General features: G+C 72.2%; 17 protein-coding genes. 10 read left to right on the forward strand and 7 right to left on the reverse strand.

The features are described 5' to 3' along the window. Positions 1 to 157 precede the first annotated feature (157 nt). Positions 158 to 610: an SRPBCC family protein gene (locus HUT18_RS24650; RefSeq protein ID WP_176102735.1), complete on the forward strand. Its 453-nt coding sequence runs from the start codon at positions 158 to 160 to the stop codon at positions 608 to 610. Positions 611 to 702: 92 nt separating this feature from the next. Further along, positions 703 to 1,086: a helix-turn-helix transcriptional regulator gene (locus HUT18_RS24655; RefSeq protein WP_176104783.1), complete on the forward strand. Its 384-nt coding sequence runs from the start codon at positions 703 to 705 to the stop codon at positions 1,084 to 1,086. A 39-nt stretch (positions 1,087 to 1,125) separates the two neighbouring features. Here HUT18_RS24655 and HUT18_RS24660 read toward each other — a convergent pair whose 3' ends face one another. Beyond that, a complete protein-coding gene (locus HUT18_RS24660) occupies positions 1,126 to 1,941 on the reverse strand; it encodes a nuclease-related domain-containing protein (protein WP_176102736.1) in 816 nt (271 codons plus the stop codon). Between the two features lie 226 nt (positions 1,942 to 2,167). On the opposite strand from HUT18_RS24660, the gene HUT18_RS24665 reads away from it, so the two are divergent. The 6 genes from HUT18_RS24665 (at position 2,168) to HUT18_RS24690 (ending at position 8,395) form a co-directional block, all read left to right on the forward strand. Then, positions 2,168 to 2,626, forward strand: a complete 459-nt coding sequence (locus HUT18_RS24665) for an SH3 domain-containing protein (RefSeq protein ID WP_176102737.1) — start codon at positions 2,168 to 2,170, stop codon at positions 2,624 to 2,626. Between the two features lie 52 nt (positions 2,627 to 2,678). Further along, positions 2,679 to 4,025 carry an FtsW/RodA/SpoVE family cell cycle protein gene (locus tag HUT18_RS24670; RefSeq protein ID WP_176102738.1) on the forward strand — a complete coding sequence of 449 codons (1,347 nt, stop codon included), beginning with the start codon at positions 2,679 to 2,681 and terminating at the stop codon, positions 4,023 to 4,025. A gap of 20 nt (positions 4,026 to 4,045) precedes the next feature. Next, entirely contained in the window at positions 4,046 to 5,515 is a 1,470-nt protein-coding gene (locus HUT18_RS24675) for a penicillin-binding protein 2 (RefSeq protein WP_176104784.1), read from the forward strand. A 90-nt stretch (positions 5,516 to 5,605) separates the two neighbouring features. Continuing rightward, the gene (locus HUT18_RS24680) at positions 5,606 to 6,346 is read left to right on the forward strand and encodes a Clp protease N-terminal domain-containing protein (RefSeq protein WP_176102739.1); all 741 of its coding nucleotides are present in this window, start codon (positions 5,606 to 5,608) and stop codon (positions 6,344 to 6,346) included. Between the two features lie 196 nt (positions 6,347 to 6,542). Further along, positions 6,543 to 7,472, forward strand: a complete 930-nt coding sequence (locus HUT18_RS24685) for a diiron oxygenase (RefSeq protein ID WP_176102740.1) — start codon at positions 6,543 to 6,545, stop codon at positions 7,470 to 7,472. Positions 7,473 to 7,669: 197 nt separating this feature from the next. After that, positions 7,670 to 8,395 (forward strand): TetR/AcrR family transcriptional regulator, encoded by a 726-nt coding sequence (locus tag HUT18_RS24690; RefSeq protein ID WP_176102741.1) that lies wholly within the window; start codon positions 7,670 to 7,672, stop codon positions 8,393 to 8,395. A 51-nt stretch (positions 8,396 to 8,446) separates the two neighbouring features. Here the strand turns inward: HUT18_RS24690 and HUT18_RS33950 are convergent, their stop codons facing one another. Next, positions 8,447 to 8,761 carry a DUF6332 family protein gene (locus tag HUT18_RS33950; protein WP_254878789.1) on the reverse strand — a complete coding sequence of 105 codons (315 nt, stop codon included), beginning with the start codon at positions 8,759 to 8,761 and terminating at the stop codon, positions 8,447 to 8,449. Between the two features lie 92 nt (positions 8,762 to 8,853). Between HUT18_RS33950 and HUT18_RS24700 the strand changes: the two genes are divergently transcribed. Both HUT18_RS24700 and HUT18_RS24705 read left to right on the forward strand, forming a co-directional pair. Continuing rightward, positions 8,854 to 9,129, forward strand: coding sequence for a hypothetical protein (locus tag HUT18_RS24700; RefSeq protein ID WP_176102743.1), 276 nt, complete (start codon positions 8,854 to 8,856; stop codon positions 9,127 to 9,129). A 143-nt stretch (positions 9,130 to 9,272) separates the two neighbouring features. Beyond that, entirely contained in the window at positions 9,273 to 10,535 is a 1,263-nt protein-coding gene (locus tag HUT18_RS24705) for an NlpC/P60 family protein (RefSeq protein WP_176102744.1), read from the forward strand. Here the strand turns inward: HUT18_RS24705 and HUT18_RS24710 are convergent. The 5 genes from HUT18_RS24710 to HUT18_RS24730 form a co-directional block, all read right to left on the reverse strand. Then, entirely contained in the window at positions 10,490 to 11,761 is a 1,272-nt protein-coding gene (locus tag HUT18_RS24710; RefSeq protein ID WP_176102745.1) for a styrene monooxygenase/indole monooxygenase family protein, read from the reverse strand. The two genes, HUT18_RS24705 and HUT18_RS24710, sit on opposite strands and share 46 nt — an antisense overlap. Positions 11,762 to 11,963: 202 nt before the next feature. After that, positions 11,964 to 12,632 (reverse strand): ATP/GTP-binding protein, encoded by a 669-nt coding sequence (locus HUT18_RS24715; protein ID WP_176102746.1) that lies wholly within the window; start codon positions 12,630 to 12,632, stop codon positions 11,964 to 11,966. Continuing rightward, positions 12,613 to 13,011 carry a DUF742 domain-containing protein gene (locus HUT18_RS24720; protein ID WP_176102747.1) on the reverse strand — a complete coding sequence of 133 codons (399 nt, stop codon included), beginning with the start codon at positions 13,009 to 13,011 and terminating at the stop codon, positions 12,613 to 12,615. The genes HUT18_RS24715 and HUT18_RS24720 overlap by 20 nt, the downstream gene beginning before the upstream one ends. Then, positions 13,008 to 13,571 (reverse strand): roadblock/LC7 domain-containing protein, encoded by a 564-nt coding sequence (locus HUT18_RS24725; protein ID WP_176102748.1) that lies wholly within the window; start codon positions 13,569 to 13,571, stop codon positions 13,008 to 13,010. The genes HUT18_RS24720 and HUT18_RS24725 overlap by 4 nt, the downstream gene beginning before the upstream one ends. Positions 13,572 to 13,579: 8 nt before the next feature. Further along, positions 13,580 to 16,936 carry a nitrate- and nitrite sensing domain-containing protein gene (locus tag HUT18_RS24730; RefSeq protein ID WP_176102749.1) on the reverse strand — a complete coding sequence of 1,119 codons (3,357 nt, stop codon included), beginning with the start codon at positions 16,934 to 16,936 and terminating at the stop codon, positions 13,580 to 13,582. Positions 16,937 to 17,284: the final 348 nt, after the last annotated feature.

Raw genomic sequence — 17,284 nt, forward strand, 5'->3', positions numbered from 1 at the left:
CCGACACGGTCGGCGGGTCCGCACCCCGCCCACACCTCGACGCCCACACTCGACCACGCTGGACCACACGCGCAACCCAACGGTTGCGATAGGCCTCCCCCAGTGCAACCATGGGGTAGCACGACATTCCCTACGCACCCCAAGGACGGGACCGGAAATGACCAAGGACAGGATCGAACGCGAGATCACCATCGACGCCTCCGTCGAGCACGTGTGGGCCGTACTCACGGAGCCGGAGCACGTCGGCAACTGGTTCGGCCAGGGCAGCCCGGCCCAGATCGACCTGCGGCCCGGCGGCATCATGGAGCTCGACCACGGCGAGCACGGACAGTTCCCCACCAAGATCGTCACCGTCGACCCGCCGCACCGCTTCGCCTACCTGTGGGCCAGCGGCTACCCCGGCGACGTCGCGGTGCCCGGCAACGCCACCCTCGTCGAGTTCACGCTCACCGCGGAGGGCGAGGGGACCCTGCTGCGCGTGGTCGAGAGCGGCTTCGCGGAGGTGCCGGTGCCCGAGGGGCGCCACGAGGCCTCGTACGAGAGCCACGAGGGCGGCTGGACGGACATGGTCAAGATCCTGCGTACGTACGCGGAGCAGGCGGGCCGGTGAATCGGGGTTCCGACCCCGCCGACCCCGTTGCCCCCGCCGACCCCGCTGACCCGGCCGCCGCCGCGACCGAGACCGAGACCGAGACCGACGAAGTGGGCCAGGTGGTCGCGGCGCTCGCCGACCCCACCCGGCGCAGGCTGCTCGACACGCTCGCGGCGCTCGGCGAGGCCACGGCGACCCGGCTCGCGGAGGACCTGCCGGTCAGCCGCCAGGCGATCGTGAAGCACCTGGGCGTACTGGACCGGGCGGGGCTGGTCAGCCATCGGCGCGCGGGCCGCGAGTCGCGTTACACCGTGCGCCCGGAGGGCTTGGACGCCACGGCGCGCTGGATGCGCCGCCTGGCTTCGGAGTGGGACACCCGCCTCGCGGCCGTCAAACGCATCGCGGAGGCGGCGGAGGGCCGGGCTGGCGACGGCAGCGGCAGCGGCAGCGGCAGCGGCAGGAACGTGAAGTCACGTACACAGCAAGGAAGTTGAAGCCCACCCCCCTCCATCCGCATGAACACGCTCCCCCAACTACGCCCGCAGCCACGTGGATCGGTCCCGCGCCAACGCGAACACCGCGTCCACGTCGGCCGGTTTGAGCACGCCGCCTTCGTAGCCGAGGGCGGTGATCCCGGCGTCCCGCAGTACGCGCACGTCACGGGCGGACTCCGTCCGGTGCACCTCGGCCGGGCCGAGCAGGACGAGGGCGGGGCGGACCTCGACGTCCAGGACGTAGGCCGCGCGGTCGGCGGAGGAACGCAGCGGGCGCAGGAGCGGTTGTGGTGCGCGGCGGCCGAGGCGGACGGCGGTGCCGCTGATCCGGACCCGCTGCCGGTGGGCCCGCAGGGGCTGGAGTACCAGGACGCCGCCGGGGCCGACGATCAGATGGCGGACGCGGTCGCCGCCCGGCAGCGAGAAGGAGTGCAGGGTGCGCCAGCCGCCCGCCTCCAGCAGGTCGAGGGCCGCGCCGACCTCCTGTTCCGCGGCGAGTTCGGCGCGGCGCGGGTCGGGGCGCAGCCGGGACAGGTGACCGGAGAGGGGGCCGGGCCGGTGTTCGAGCTCGGCCAGGAGCGTCTCGCCGGGGCGGTTGGGGGCCAGGTCGTCGTCCGGGTGAAGGGCCATGCGGGCGATTTCCGCCCGGCTCGGCACCGGCGGCGGGCCCACGGTGACCGAGCCGCTCAGGAAGGGTTCGAGCGCTTCGAGCACGGCTTCCCGCTCGACTCTGTCGAGCACGCTCACCCGTCCCGACTCCCGGTCATACCAGGCGAGTTGGCGCCCGTCGGGACGCGTGACGTACCACCACTGACGGCCGTTCCGCCGGACCGGAACGACGCGGAGACCGCTCAAGACCATCACCCCCGTTCATGGGACCAGGACAGCCGCCCGGGCGGCAAGGCGAACCGGGCCGACCGGTGGCGGCCCAGTCAACCGGGCGGAGATGTCCGGGAGTTGGCGGCGGATCGCATCGGGAGCGATCTTGCGATGACCGTACGTGATCTTTTGCGCACAAAATGTGCACGAATTAGCGTGAACAAGGTCATATTCACCCACTGACTCCGCCTATGGAGGTCACATGTCCGTGCGGTCCCTCGCCACCCGGATCGGTATAACTGCCGCCGGTGGCGCACTCGCCGTCCTCGCCACCAGCGGTGCGGCCCTCGCGACCGACCCCGACCACGAGCCGGCAGTCGGCCCGGACGTCTCGGCCTCCCAGGCCGAGACGGACTGGTCCGAGGTCTCGGGCCAGATGCGCGAGCACGACGACAGCCGCTTCTACAACGACGGCCGTCACCACCGTCACTACAAGGGCCGGGTCATCGCCAGGAGCGGACTGCTCCTGCGTGACGCGCCCACCCGGAGCGCGGACGTGGTCCGCTCCGAGCCGTACGGCGCGATCGTCCACATCTTCTGCAAGACCAAGGGCGACAACGTCGACGGCAACTGGCGCTGGTACCTCCTGACGGACGGCACCTGGGCCTGGGGCTCCGCGCGCTACATCGAGAACATCGGTCCGGCCCCGCGCTGGTGCTGACGTTCCCTGACAGAACAGGACATTGCGTCCGGCGCTTGTTACGTTCCCGGGCATGACCGGAACGACGGCGGACGCGGCCCCACCGGCCGCGTACCGCTCTCCCCGGGGACGCGGCACCGAGCTCGGTCTGCTCGTCCTCGCCGTGCTTCTCCCTGCCTGGGGCTACTGCGCCCTGGGCCTGGCGAAGACCGGCACGCTCCCGCCCGGCGCCGCCACCTGCGGCGCCGGGCTCGGTGTGTCCGCCCTGCTCGCCCATCTGGTGGTGCGGTGGCGCGCCCCGTACGCCGATCCGCTGCTGCTGCCGATCGCCGTACTGCTCAACGGCATCGGCCTGGTCCTGCTGCACCGGCTCGACCTGGAGCGCGGCACGGCGCCCGCCGCCCCGGCCCAACTTCTGTGGTCCGCCCTGGGAATCGGCTGCGCGCTCGCCGTACTCCTGCTGCTGCGCGACCACCGGACGCTGCGCCGCTACTCGTACGTATGCGTGGTGAGCGCCCTGGGACTGCTGCTCGCGCCGGTCTTCTTCCCGCCGGTCAACGGGGCCCGGCTGTGGGTGCACATGGGTGAACTCTCGTTCCAGCCGGGCGAGTTCGCCAAGATCCTGCTGGTCGTCTTCTTCGCGGGCCATCTGGCCGCCGGGCGCGCCCTGAGCCGCAGGGGCCGTCGGCTCACCTGGCTGCACCTGCCCACCGGCCGCCTGCTCGGCCCGGTCCTGACGGTGTGGCTGCTCAGCGTCCTCGTCCTGATCCTGGAACGCGACCTCGGCACCTCGCTGCTGTTCTTCGGCGTCTTCATCGCCCTGCTCTACGCGGCCACCGGCCGCCTCGGCTGGATCGCGGCCGGACTGCTGCTCGGCTCGGCGGGGGCGGTCCTCGTCGGCACGTACGAGCCGCATGTCCACACCCGGATCGCCGACTGGCTGCACCCGTTCGCGTCCATCGAGGCGGGGGCGGGTGCGGGGCAGCTCGCGCAGTCGCTGTTCGCCTTCGGGGCGGGCGGGGCCACCGGCACCGGACTGGGCCTGGGGCACTCGGAGTTGATCGGTTTCGCCGCCACCTCGGACTTCGTCCTGTCCACGGCCGGCGAGGAACTCGGCCTCGCCGGACTCGTCGCCCTGCTGCTGCTCTACGCGCTCCTCGTCGAGCGCGGCTACCGCGCCGGGCTCGGCCTCGGCGACGCCTTCGGCAAGCTGCTCGCCACCGGCCTCGCCACCACCGTCGCGCTCCAGGTCTTCGTCATCGCGGGCGGGGTGACCGGACTGATCCCGCTCACCGGTATGCCGATGCCCTTCCTCGCCCAGGGCGGCTCCTCGGTGGTCACCAACTGGATCCTGGTCGGACTGCTGCTGCGGCTGAGCGACACCGCCGGACGCCGCCGGGCCGAGGCGGCCACCCCGTGACCGGCCCGGACGAGGACACCATCGGCCCCCGCATCCGCCATCTCGCCCTGCTCTGCGCCCTGCTGCTGCTCGCCCTCCTCGTCAACACCGCCCGCCTCCAGCTGACCGAGTCCGAGGACCTGCGGTCCAACAGCGCCAACCGGCGGCAGAGCATCGAGCGCTACGACCGGCCGCGCGGGGAGATCCTCGCCGGCGGCCGCCCGGTCACCGGCTCCCGCGACACCGGCGAGAACCTGCGCTACGAACGCACCTACCGCAGCGGCCCGATGTACGCGCCGGTGACCGGCTTCGACTCCCAGGTGTACGGCACCTCCTTGCTGGAGCGCGCGGAGGATCCGGTACTCAGCGGCACCGACCCGCGGCTCGCCCCTTTCGGCTCGCTCGCGGCGCTCGGCGGGCAGCGGGTGCGCAGCCCGGGCGGCCGGGTGGTCACCACCGTGCGGCCCGCCGCGCAGCGCGCCGCCTTCGAGGGACTCGACGGGCGCAAGGGCGCGGTGGCCGCGCTGGACCCCACCACCGGCCGCATCCTCGCCCTGGTCTCCTCGCCCTCCTACGACCCGGACCTGCTCTCCGGTACGGACGCCTCGGTGGCCCGGGCCTGGGAACGGCTGAACGCCGACCCGGACAAGCCGATGCTCAACCGGGCCATCCGCCAGACCTATCCGCCCGGTTCGACCTTCAAGGTGGTCACCGCCGCCGCGGCCCTGGACGCCGGACGCGTACGCGACCTCGACGCGCCGACCCGCTCCCCCGACCCGTACCGCCTGCCCGGCACCGACCGGTGGCTGTCCAACGAGGCCAAGGGCTGCCGCGACGCCTCGCTGCGCGACGCCTTCACCTGGTCCTGCAACACGGTGTTCGCGAAGCTCGGGGTCCGGACCGGGCTGAAGGCGATGGTCCGCGCCGCGGAGCGCTTCGGCTTCAACGACGCGGGGCTGCGCATCCCTTCGGCGGTCACCCCGAGCACCTTCGACACCGAGATGGACGCCTCCCAGCTCGCGATGTCCTCGATCGGCCAGTTCGACACCCGGGCCACTCCCCTCCAGATGGCGACGCTCGCGGGGGCGGTGGCCACGGGCGGGGTGATCCGGCCGCCGTACCTGGTGGACAAGGTCACCACGCGGGACGGCAGAACGGTACGCACCGGCGGCGGCGCGGGCGGCACCCGGCAGGCCATGTCGCCGTCGACCGCGGCGAAGCTGCGCTCGCTGATGACCGGCGTGGTGGACGAGGGCAGCGGGCGCCGGGCCCGGATCCCCGGCGTACGGGTGGGCGGCAAGACCGGCACCGCTCAGCACGGCGTCGACAACTCCGGTACGCCCTATGCCTGGTTCATCTCGTGGGCGAAGCGCCCGGACGACAGTCGGCCGAAGGTGGCGGTCGCCGTGGTGGTGGAGGACGCGCGGGCGAAGCGGAGCGAGATCAGCGGCGGGGGCGTGGCGGCGCCGATCGCGAAGGCGGTGATGCGGGCGGTGCTGGACGGGAGGTGAGGCGACCGTCCCGCCTCAGCCCCACCTCAGCCCCGCCTCGATGACAACCCAAGGTTGACACTCCACTGGGTGTCAACCTACGGTTGACACATGAGCGAACCCGTACGCCTCACGAGTCAGGTCCGGCTGGACGACCTGATCGAGGCCATCAAGAAGGTCCACACCGACGTACTCGAGCAGCTCAGCGACGCCGTGGTCGCCGCGGACCACCTGGGCGATGTGGCCGACCATCTCATCGGGCACTTCGTCGACCAGGCCCGCCGCTCCGGCGCCTCCTGGGCCGACATCGGCCGCAGCATGGGCGTCACCCGGCAAGCGGCCCAGAAGCGCTTCGTGCCGAAGGAACCGGGCGACGCCTCGGCCCTCGACCCGAACGAGGGCTTCAACCGGTTCACCCCGCGCGCCCGCAACGCGGTGATGGCCTCGCAGAACGCCGCCCGCGAGGCCGCGCACGCCGAGATCCGCCCCGCACACCTCGTCCTGGCCCTGCTCACCGACCCCGAATCCCTCGGCATGCACGCCGTCACCGCACTCGGCGTCCCGCTCGACGATCTGCGCAGGGCGGCCACCGAGTCACTGCCCGCCCCCGCGGCCGAGGTCCCCGAACTCATTCCGTACGACACCGACGCACGCAAGGTCCTGGAGCTCACCTTCCGCCAGGCACTGCGCCTCGGCCACAACTACATCGGCACCGAGCACCTGCTCCTCTCCCTCCTGGAACACGAGGACGGCAGCGGCCCGCTCTCGGACAGCGGCCTGGACCGGGAGCGGCTCGAAGCGGAGATCGTCACGCTGATCGACTCGCTCACCGCGCCCCCGCCGGGCAAGTGAGGCGCGGGGCGAGGGCTGAGCGGCCGACGGCACCCGCCCACCCTCGCCCCTCCACACACCACCGCCTCGCTCGCAGGTGACGGCTCAACAACTCGTGCGCAAGGGATTGACGACCTTACTGACAGGCAGTCTCATAAGGATCGAGGCCGCCCTCGGGGGCGCGGCCCCGAGATCCCCGCACGAAGAGGTGCCGAACATGACGAGCCCGACCCGCACCGAGCTGCTCAGGGACTCCCTCGGTCTGCTCAAGGACCGCGAGGAGACCGCACTGCGCCTGCTCGACTCCTCGGCGAGGCACTCCTTCGATCCGGACAAGGAGCTCGACTGGGAGGCCCCCTTCGCGCCCGACAAGTGGTTCTGGCCGCCGGAACTCGTCTCCCTCTACGACACCCCGCTGTGGCGGCGGATGTCCGAGGAACAGCGGATGGACCTGGCCCGGCACGAGGCCGCCTCGCTGGCCTCGCTCGGCATCTGGTTCGAGCTGATCCTCATCCAGCTGCTCGCCCGCCACATCTACGACAAGTCGCTGACCAGCAACCACACCCGGTACGCACTCACCGAGATAGCCGACGAGTGCCGTCACTCGATGATGTTCGCGCGCCTCATCAACCGCGCCGAGGTGCCCTCGTACCCGGTGTCACGGCTGAACCACAACCTGGCGCGCGTACTGAAGACGGTCTCCACCACCCCCGGCTCCTTCGCCTGCACCCTGCTCGGCGAGGAGATCCTGGACTGGATGCAGCGACTGACCTTCCCGGACGAGCGGGTCCAGCCGCTGGTGCGCGGCGTGACCCGGATCCACGTCATCGAGGAGGCCCGGCACGTCCGCTACGCCCGCGAGGAGCTGCGCCGCCAGATGGCCACGGCACCGCGCTGGGAGAAGCAGCTCACCATCATCAGCGCGGGCGAGGCGGCCCGGGTCTTCTCGGTCGCCTTCGTCAACCCGCAGGTCTACACGGACGTCGGACTCGACCGCAGGCAGGCCCTCGCCCAGGTCAGGGCGAGCGGCCACCGCCGCGAGATCATGCAGACCGGCGCCCGCCGCCTGACCGACTTCCTCGACGACATCGGTCTGATGCAGGGCGTCGGCCGTACGTTGTGGCGCAGCTCCGGGTTGCTCGCCTGAACCGCGACGCGGATCGGGAAGCGCACGCGAAGGCCCGCCTGAACCGGGTGGTCGCCGGTCCGCAGCGGGAGGCCGCCGGCCGGAGCCGACAGCGCCCGTGCGCACGCCCCGTACACCCGCCGTGCGCCGGGTGTGCGCCCACCGGTCACTCCGGGGCGCCGGACCGCCCGGCGGCCGCTCCGGTTACGCTGCCTGGCATGACCTCGGCAGCCACCCCACGCGCCTATCGGCGGCTCAGTGTGGAGGAGCGGCGTGCCCAGCTCATCGACACCGCGCTGAACCTCTTCGCGCACCGCGTCCCCGAGGACGTCTCACTGGACGACGTGGCCGAGGCCGCCGGAGTCTCCCGCCCGCTCGTCTACCGCTACTTCCCCGGCGGCAAGCAGCAGTTGTACGAGGCCGCCCTGCGCTCGGCGGCCGACGTCCTGGAGAACTGCTTCGCCGAGCCCGAGGAGGGCCCGCTCACCGAGCGCCTGGCCCGGGCCCTGACCCGCTACCTGACCTTCGTCGACGAGCACGACGCCGGGTTCAGCGCCCTGCTCCAGGGCGGCAGCGTCGCGGAGACCTCGCGTACCACCGCCATCGTCGACGAGGTCCGCCGCGCCGCCGCCGAGCACATCCTCAGCCACCTCGGCGCCCGCGAGCCCGGCCGCCAGCTCCGGATGACCGTACGGATGTGGATCACCGCCGTCGAGGGCGCCTCCCTCATCTGGCTGGACGAGGACAAGTCCGTACCGCGCGACGAACTGTGCGACTGGATGGTCGAGAACCTCATGCTCATGCTGGCGGTGACCGCGGGCCGCGACCGGCAGACGGCCGACGTGGTCCGCTATGCCCTCTCCCTGGAAGTCGAGGACGGTCGCATGAGCCACCTCGCGGGCAGGCTTCTGCCGCTGGTGACGGGTGCGGCGCATTTGGTGTGAGGGTGGGGCAGGGGGGCGGTCGAGGGTGTGGGCGTTGTGGGATCGGGGCGGTTACCCGCGACTTCGCGACCCTCGGCGCCTGGCTTCAACAGCCGTACTGAATCGTGGGCCTGAGGCATCTCCGCGGTGCCTCCCATGTCGCCAAAGGACATGAACGACACGGACCACCGCGAGCGCTCCGGCAACCCAGGCCCCCGCGAGAACCAGCGCGCTCTCGACGGCGTGCGGGAGGTCCCAGACAGCGGCCGGTCCGGCGATCGTTCCGAAGACGACGGCGCCGAGGAAGCACGCGCTCAGCAGTGCGTAGCCGATCTCGACCGTGCTCTCGTCCCGTTCGGCCTGGGTCCGTCGTAGCGGCGTCGTCATGGCCGAAGAATCTCACTCGGGCCGACCGGCGGTCCATACGGTCGGCTCGGGCCCCGGCACCGCCCCACCCCTCGCCCTGTGACACTGGACCCGTGAGAAGCGAAGCGACCCCCTTCGTCGGTGGGCCTCTGGACGGGCGGGTGCTCGACGTGCTGGTCGGCGCGACCGGGCATCCGCCGAAGTGGTACCGCGTGCCCGTGCCGCACCCCGAGGGTGGCGAGCCGACCGTGCTCGTCTACCGCCGGGTGGCACTCGCGCCCAGTCCCCGGCTCGGGCTGCACCGCGGATGGCGTTACGAGTACGACCCCGAGGGGGATCCGGACGGCGGGCCGAAGTGGCCGTGGAGCCGTCGGCACGGATGGCGGTGACACGGGCGTTCGCACCGTCCGGTCCGCCTCTGGACGAGTGACCTGTACCCGTGGCACCGGCCCGGGTGCGCTCGCGGACGGGTGTGCCGACCGATGCTCGGCGCAGCGGGGCGGACCCTCCGTCCCGTTCCGGAGGTGATGACGTGTCAGGCAGACATGTGCGGTGGGTCTGCACGGCGGCCACCGCGGGTCTGGTGGCCGGTGCCCTCGCCACCGCGCCCGGTACGGCCGAGGCGGCGCCCGCGGTGCCCGGCCCCGGGGAGAGTTCGGTGGCCGAACTGCTCACGGAACTCCAGGGGCTGTACCGGCGCACCCAGCAGACCACCGAGCGGTACCAGTCCGCCGCCGAGCGGCTCAAGCGGCAGCGGACCAAGGTCAAGGGGCTCAACCGCGAACTCGCGACCGCCCGGACCGCGCTGCACCAGGGACGGCTCAAGGCCGGGCAACTGGCGCGGGAGCAGTACCAGGGACGCAGCGGACTCTCCCCGTACCTGCGACTGCTGCTCGCCCGGGACCCGCAGCAGGCGCTGGACGAGAGCCATGTGATCGGGCGGCTCTCCGAGCGGCGGACCGCCCTGGTGGAACGGCTGGAGCGGACCGAGCACCGCACGGCGCACCTCAGCCACGAGGCCCGCAAGGCGCTCGGCGAACAGCGCAAGCTCACCGGGCGTCTGGGGCGCCAGCGGGACGCGGTGCACGGGCAGCTCAAGCGGGTCGAGGAACTGCTCGCCGGGCTCGGCCCGGACCAGTTGTCCTCTCTCGCGCACCCCTCGCCGCCGCTCCTTGGCCCCGGACTCGGCACGGCCCAGCGGTCCTTCCTCACCGCGGGGGCGCAGAGCGGCCACCGGCTGCCCTCGCGCGCCGGCGACCGGGCCGTGCGGTACGCGGTGCGGCAGATCGGCAAGCCCTATCGGTGGGGCGCGGCCGGGCCCGGCGCGTTCGACTGCTCGGGGCTCACCTCGAAGGCCTGGCGGCACGCGGGCCGGGCCATCCCCCGCACCAGTCAGGACCAGTGGCGCAGGCTGCCCCATGTGCCGATGTCCGAACTGCGGCCCGGCGACCTGGTCGTGTACTTCCCCGGCGCCACCCATGTCGCCGTCTACCTCGGCGGCGGACTGGTCGTCCAGGCCCCGCGCCCCGGGGCGAGCGTCAAGGTCTCGCCCCTGGCCTCCAACCCGCCGATCGGCGCCGTACGCCCCGATCCGGGCGCCCCGGCCGTCACGAACTGGAGCCCCCCTGCCCTGCCGAAGAACGCCATGGCGGGATCGGATCAGGGGTTCGGCGGGAGTGGACCGGGCGGACCGGATGGGCCAGGCAGGCCCCACCGGGGTTACGGGGGCGGTGTGGTTCCGGGTGCCCGCTACGCCTGCGGGGCCGCCGCGGCGACCTGGGCCAGGTACGCCTGAGTCTTCGCCGGGTCGAAGAAGTAGTTCTCGAAGTCGGAGGGGTCGTTGAAGCCGTTCACGAAACGGTCGGCGACGGGCGGGAGTTGACCGGCGGCGCCGATGAGGTTCAGGACGTGCTCCGGCGGGGCGCCGAGCATGGCGTTGGTCCACTTGGTCACGTGCTGGGCGCTGTCCCAGTAGCGGTCGAAGGTCCGCTGCATCCAGTCCGCGTCGAACTCCTTGTCGCCGTGCTCCACGATGGCGGCGAGATAGGCGGCGGCGCACTTGGCCGCGGAGTTCGAACCCTGGCCGGTGATGGGGTCGTTGGCGACCACGACATCGGCGACGCCGAGCACCGCGCCGCCCGAGGGCAGCCGTCCGACGGGCTTGCGCACGGTGGGTGCGTACCGGCCCGAGAGCGTGCCCCCGGCATCGGTCAGCTCGACCTTGGTGGCGCGGGCGTACTCCCAGGGCGTGAACCGCTCCATGAGCGCCAGGGTCAGCTTCAGGTGCTCGGCGGGGTCCTGCACCGAACCGAAGACGTCCAGCGGCCCGCCCGGGATGCCCTCCCAGAACAGGATGTCCGCGCGGCCCGAGGTGGTCAGGGTCGGCATCACGAACAGTTCGCCGACGCCGGGCACCAGGTTGCAGCGGACCGACTCGGTGTCGGGCAGCTCGGGCCGGTAGCCGAGGCCGGTCACATAGGAGACGGCCAGGGCGCGCTGTGGGGCGTCGTACGGGGAGCGGGACGCGTCGCGCTCGAACATCGAGACCAGCTCGCCCTTGCCCGCGGAGACCAGGACCAGGTCGTACGTACGGGAGAAGAAGTCCAGGTCGGACACGGTGGCGCCGTGGATGACGATCTGGCCGCCGCGGTCCGCGAAGGTGTCCATCCAGCCCGCCATCTTCAGGCGCTGGTCGACGGACTGCGCGAAGCCGTCCAGGGTGCCGGCCCAGTCGATGATCCGCGGCAGCGGCCCCTCGGGGGCGTCCTCGGACGGCGGGCCCGCGACCGAGACACCGAGGGCGGTGATCTTCGGCGCCTCGTTCTCCCAGAAGTTCAGGCCGAGTTCGCGCTCGTGGCCGAGGGCGATCGGGAACATGCACTGGGTCGACATGACCCGGCCCGAACGGATCTCCTCGGCGGTCCTGTTGGACATCAGGGTGACCTCGTACCCGTGCGACTGGAGGCCGAGGGCGAGCTGGAGTCCGGACTGACCGGCTCCTACGACGAGTATTTTCCGCATGGCGGGTGCTTCTCCTACGGGGAGGGGGACGGGGACAGGGACGGGGCAGGTGGGGGCGGGAGACCGTGTGGCGCGCGGGCTCGGGCACCGGCGCGAACGCGGGCGCGCGGGCAGGGATCGCGCCCCCTCGGGCCCCGACCCGTGCTCACACCCGTGCCGGTGCCCGTACGCATGCCCGTACCCGTGCCCATACCGACGCGACCTACGCGCCGTCGGTGTCCGGCTCCGGGCTGAGTTCGAGTGCGTGACGGACCAGGGTGAGCAGCGTCTCGATGGCCGGGACCCGTTTACGCGCGTCCATCACGAGAACGGGGATCCGGGTCGGCACGCTCAACGCCTCCCGCACGTCCGCCTCGTCGAACCTCTCGGTGCCCTCGAAGTGGTTGACGGCGACGATGTACGGCAGTCCGCAGCTCTCGAAGTAGTCGAGCGCCGGGAAGCATTCGGCCAGGCGCCGGGTGTCGGCGAGGACCACCGCGCCGATCGCACCGCGCACCAGGTCGTCCCACATGAACCAGAAGCGCTGCTGGCCCGGGGTGCCGAAGAGGTAGAGGACCAGGTCGTCGTCGAGGGTGATGCGCCCGTAGTCCATGGCGACCGTGGTGCTGGTCTTCTCCGGCGTCGCGGACAGGTCGTCCGTACCGGTGGAGGCCTCGGTCATCAGAGCCTCGGTCTGCAACGGCGTGATCTCCGAGACCGTGGTCACCATCGTCGTCTTGCCGACGCCGAATCCGCCCGCCACCACGATCTTGGTGGCTATCGGCGCCCGGGTACGGTCCAGCTGCCAGGACCGCAGTTCCTCCTCGGACACGGGCTCCCGCGCTGCGGACAGGCCCTCGGCGGTGGACAGTTCAGAGACGGCGGAGTCCATCCAGCACCCTTTCAAGCAGTGCGCGGTCCGGCTGGCCCGGGCCGTGACCGGTTCCGTACACACGGATCTTTCCCTGGTCGGCGAGATCGCTGAGCAGCACCCGGACCACGCCGAGCGGCATCCTCAGCAGGGCGGCGACCTCGGCCACAGTACGCATCCGGCGGCAGAGTTCGACGATCGCCCGCATCTCCGGCATGACCCGGGTGGACAGCGAACCCCTGACCAGCTCGGGGCGCTCCGGGGGAGCTTCGAGCGCCGCCACGAAGGTCTCCACGAGCAGCACGTGCCCGAAGCGGGTACGGCCGCCGGTGAGCGAATAGGGCCGTACCCGGGCGGGCTTGGCGTCGCCACCGCGGGAGGGGAGCTTGGGCGTGCTCACTGTGCGCTCTCCATCGACAGACGCAGTTCGCTGCGGAGTTCGGGAGTGAGGACATGCCCGGCCCGTCCGACGAAGAGGGCCATGTGGTACGCGACGACGCTCATGTCGCAGTCGGGCGCGGCGTGCGCGCCGAGCAGCGAGCCGTCGCTGATCGACATCACGAACAGGTTGCCCTGCTCCATCGCGATCATCGTCTGCTTGACCTTGCCGCCGTCCATCAGCTTGGCGGCGCCGATGGTGAGGCTGCCGATCCCGGCCATCAGCGTGGCGAGGTCGCCGCTCGAACCCTGCGGCCCCTGGCCGCCGGGTGCCTGCGGACGGGACCGGTCCGGACGGCCGGTGGCCTCCTTGCGTCCCGCGCGCTCGCCCCGCGCGGCACGCTCGTGGTCCGAGGTGAGCAGCAGCAGACCGTCCGAGGAGACGACCGCCACCGAGCGCAGTCCGGGCACCTCCTCCACCAGATTGGTCAGCAGCCACTGAAGGTTCTGGGCCTCACTGCTCAGTCTCGGCTGCTCGCGCGGTGGTCCGTTCTCCGATCGGCCGTTACGGGACGTGCGCATGGGAGCAGTCAACTGGTTGCCTCCTCGACTGGGTCCCCCGGTGCTTGGTGCTCGGCGGTCTTCTCGGCGAACTCGGCGTCGGCGTCCCGTCGGCCCGCGAGCGAGCCGCGGTGGAAACCACCGAGCCTGCGGCGCAGTTCCTGGGGGTCGACGCCGCCACTGCGCGGTGCCGGTGCCGGAACGGGTGCCGCGATCCTCGGCGTCCGCTTCGGCAGCCCCTTGTCCGTGACCCGGTTCCACTGGGCGGGTTCCGGGCCCGTGCCCTGGATCGGGGGGCCTTCGGCCGCGGGTTCGGGGCTCTCGGCGGGATCCGTCGGCGACGGCTCGGTGTTCGACGGCGGCCCGGCGTCCGTCGGTTGCGGCCCGGCATCCGTGGGCTGCGGGCCACTGTCCGTCGCCTGCGGTCCGGCGTCGGTCAGCGGCGGCCCGAGCGGCAGGGTCTCGTCGTCGGCGCGCTCGTGGCGGTCGGGGCCTATGGCGTACGGGTCGTCCGTGCCGTACGCGTCCTCGGCGGCGCGCTGCCGGGGCAGGACGTCCGAGGGGATCGGCACGTCCGCGGGCTCGCGCTGCTCGGGGTCGGTGCGCGGGGCGGTGGCGTACGGTCCGTCGGCGAAGGGGGAGGGTTCGTACGAGGCGGCCGTGGAGTGCTCTTCGGGGACGGCTGTGGGGTCCTGGGAGTCGGGGTCCTGGAAGTCGGGGCCCTGGGAGTGCTGGTCCTGGGAGTCGTGATCCTGGGATCCGTCGTCCAGGGGCCCGTAGTCCAGGGACCCGTAGTCCAGGGACCCGTGATCCAGGGGTGCAGAGTCCGAGGGCTCTCGGTCCACGGATACGTAATCCGCGGCTCCCCGGTCCGAGGACCGTCCGTCCGAGAACCCTCCGTCCGAGGACTCACCGCCCTCGGACTCCGCCTCGGCCTCGGACTCCGCCTCAGCTTCGGCCTCAGCCGCCCTGATCGCCCGCTCCGCCGCAGCGATCAGGGGATCCCGGGCTCCGGCACCCGCGGACATCCGTACCGACGTGGACTGTTGGACCGTCTCGGCCTCAGCCACCACATCGGCCTCGGAGGCCACGTCCTCGGACACCACTTCAGCAGCGGCCTCGGGATCGGCGTCGGCCACCACCGCTCCGGCCTCGACCTCGGCCTCGCCCTCCGCCCCCTCCTGCCCGGCGCCCCGCACCCGCCCCGAACGCCCCGCCAGCGCATTGGAGTTGGACTCCGCCTCGAAGCCGGGCAGGCGCAGGCCGGGCGTGGTGCCGGGGACGGGGGCGGACTGCTGCGGTGCCTTGGTGGCGGCGGGGGCCGCGGTGAGGACGGTCTTCGGGAGGACGAGGACGGCGGCGACACCGCCGGTCTTCTGCGCCCGCAACTGCACCCGTACACGCAGTCGGTGGGCGAGGCGGCCCGCCACGTAGAGGCCGAGTCCGAGGCCGCCCTCGGGGTCCTCGTCCTCGGATCTGATGTAGGGCTCGTCGGGGTCGAAGTCGCACAGGCGCGCGTTGAGGGCGCGCAGCCGTTCCGTGTCGAGGCCGATGCCCTCGTCGGCGGCGGAGAGCATGATGTCGCCGTTCTCCAGGAGCCAGCCGGAGATCTCGACCGGAGTGTCCGGCGGGGAGAACGCGGCGGCGTTGTCGAGGAGTTCGGCGAGGAGGTGGCTGAGGTCGTCGGCGGCGAAGCCCGCGATGTGGGCGTGCGCGGGCAGGGCGGTGACCCGGACCCGTTCGTAGCGCTCGATCTCGCTGACGGCGGCGCGGACCACGTCGATCAGCGGGACGGGTCCGGGGTCGGGCTGGCGGTGCTCGGTGCCCGCGAGGACGAGGAGGTTCTCGCTGTGCCGCCGCATCAGGGTGGCGAAGTGGTCGAGCTTGAAGAGGGTGGACAGCCGGTCCGGGTCCTGCTCGCGGTCCTCCAGCCGTTCGATGACGGCCAGTTGGCGCTCCACGAGTCCGAGGGTGCGCAGCGCCAGGCTGACGAAGGTGGAGTGGACGTTGTGTTCCATCCGCTCCAGCTGGGCCTGGGTGTGGGCGAGTTGCTCGCGCAGGCCCTCGCGCTCCTCGGCGAGCATCTGCCGCTGTCCGATGAGGTGGCGGCGCTCGCCGTCGAGGGTGCCGATGCGCTCGTGCAGGGCGATCGCGTGCGCGTGCAGGGCGTTGACCGAGTCGACCACCCCGGCGAACTCGTCGTTCCTGCCGGTGAAGCGGATCGGCTCCTCGGTCGCGGGCTCGGCCGCGACCCGCGCCGAGCCGATGCGCAGCACCGCGAGCGGCCGGGTGACCGAGCGGAAGGTGGCCATCGAGAAACCGGCGGCGAGCAGGACGCAGAGGCCGAGCAGTACGGCCCGGATCTCCAGGGCGGTGACGTCCTCGTCGCGCAGTTCGGCGAGTTGCTCGCTGCGCCGGACGTTCAGGGAGGACTCGGCGCCGCGCATCGTCTCGATACGGGCGACCAGGGCCCGGTCCACCTTGCCGCGGTCCAGGCCGAGTTCGCTCTTGGAGAGGGCGGGCTCGTCGGTGAGCCGGGCCAGGTAGTCCTCGGCGTCGCCGACGCGGGAGCCGGTCACCGTCGAGTCGTAGGAGGCCACCGACTTGGCGGGCGCGTTGTCGTGGAAGTCGGCGAGCGCCACCTCGGAGCGCTGGTGCGCGCGCTGGGCGGCCTCGGTGAGCGCGCGGCGCCGCTCGCGGTCGGTGCGCGACTCCTCGTACTCGGTCCTCGGCAGTCCGGTGACCGGGTCGATGACGGTGATCTCGGTGCCGCGCGGCATCGACAGCGCGGCGAGCAGCAGCCCGCGGGCGGCCGAGGACTGCTGTACGGCGGTGTCGAGTTCGGCGAGTGCGTGCGAGCCGCCGGGGGCCCGGGCGGGGATCCGCTCGGCGAGCCTCTCGGCGAGCTGGTGCAGGGCGGTGAGGGTCTTGGTGTAGGCGCGGTGCGCGTCGAGTGCCCCGGTGCCCTTCTGCTGGGCGGTACGCCGGGCGGCGGGGAGGGTGTCGAGGGCGCGGCGCAGGTCGTCGGGTGCGTCCACCCGCAGTTCGCGTACCTGGCGGTCCACCCGCGCGCGGTGCTTGCTGCCGGGCTCGACACCGTTGCGCTCGCCCGCGGCCAGCCGGGCGGTGACCTCGTCGCGTTCGTCGGCCAGGGCGTGGGCGAGGGCCAGCGCGGACTGGGTCTGCTCGGAGAGCGTCAACAGGTCCTGGGAGTCGCTGAGATCACCGGAGGCGGCGAGGATCCCGGGTGCCCCGGCTCCGGCCACCGCGGCGGCCACCACGGCCACGGCGACGACCAGTCTGTTGCGCACTCGCGCGCGACGCCTGCCGCCGGACGTGGCGGCCTCCTGGGAGTCCGCCTGCGCGCCCTTGCTCCGAGGCCGCATTTTTTGCACCGGTGCTCGCAATCCTGACTCGTCCGCCACTCAGCCCGGGTGACGATCCGTCAACTCGAGCGCCCTACCCGGTACGGCACCCGACCATTCCAGCGCCCGTGAACCGTGAACGCACATCGCCCCACCGGCCACGTGAAGGAGTGAACATCGAGCGAGAGTTGACGGGCAAGTCGCGCCCGCGCGCCCGTGAGCCCTCATTCAAGCCACGGGTGGACGGGGCTCGCGGGCTTTGGCAGGATGCGCCTTTGCGCTTTTCCCGGAGGGTCTCATTCCGGGCCATTCCAGGCGGCTGACCTGTGCATACGCCTGCATTCCCGGGCGCCGCACCACAGTGACCCG

The organism is Streptomyces sp. NA04227 (assembly GCF_013364195.1).
In the GTDB taxonomy this organism is placed as follows: domain Bacteria; phylum Actinomycetota; class Actinomycetes; order Streptomycetales; family Streptomycetaceae; genus Streptomyces.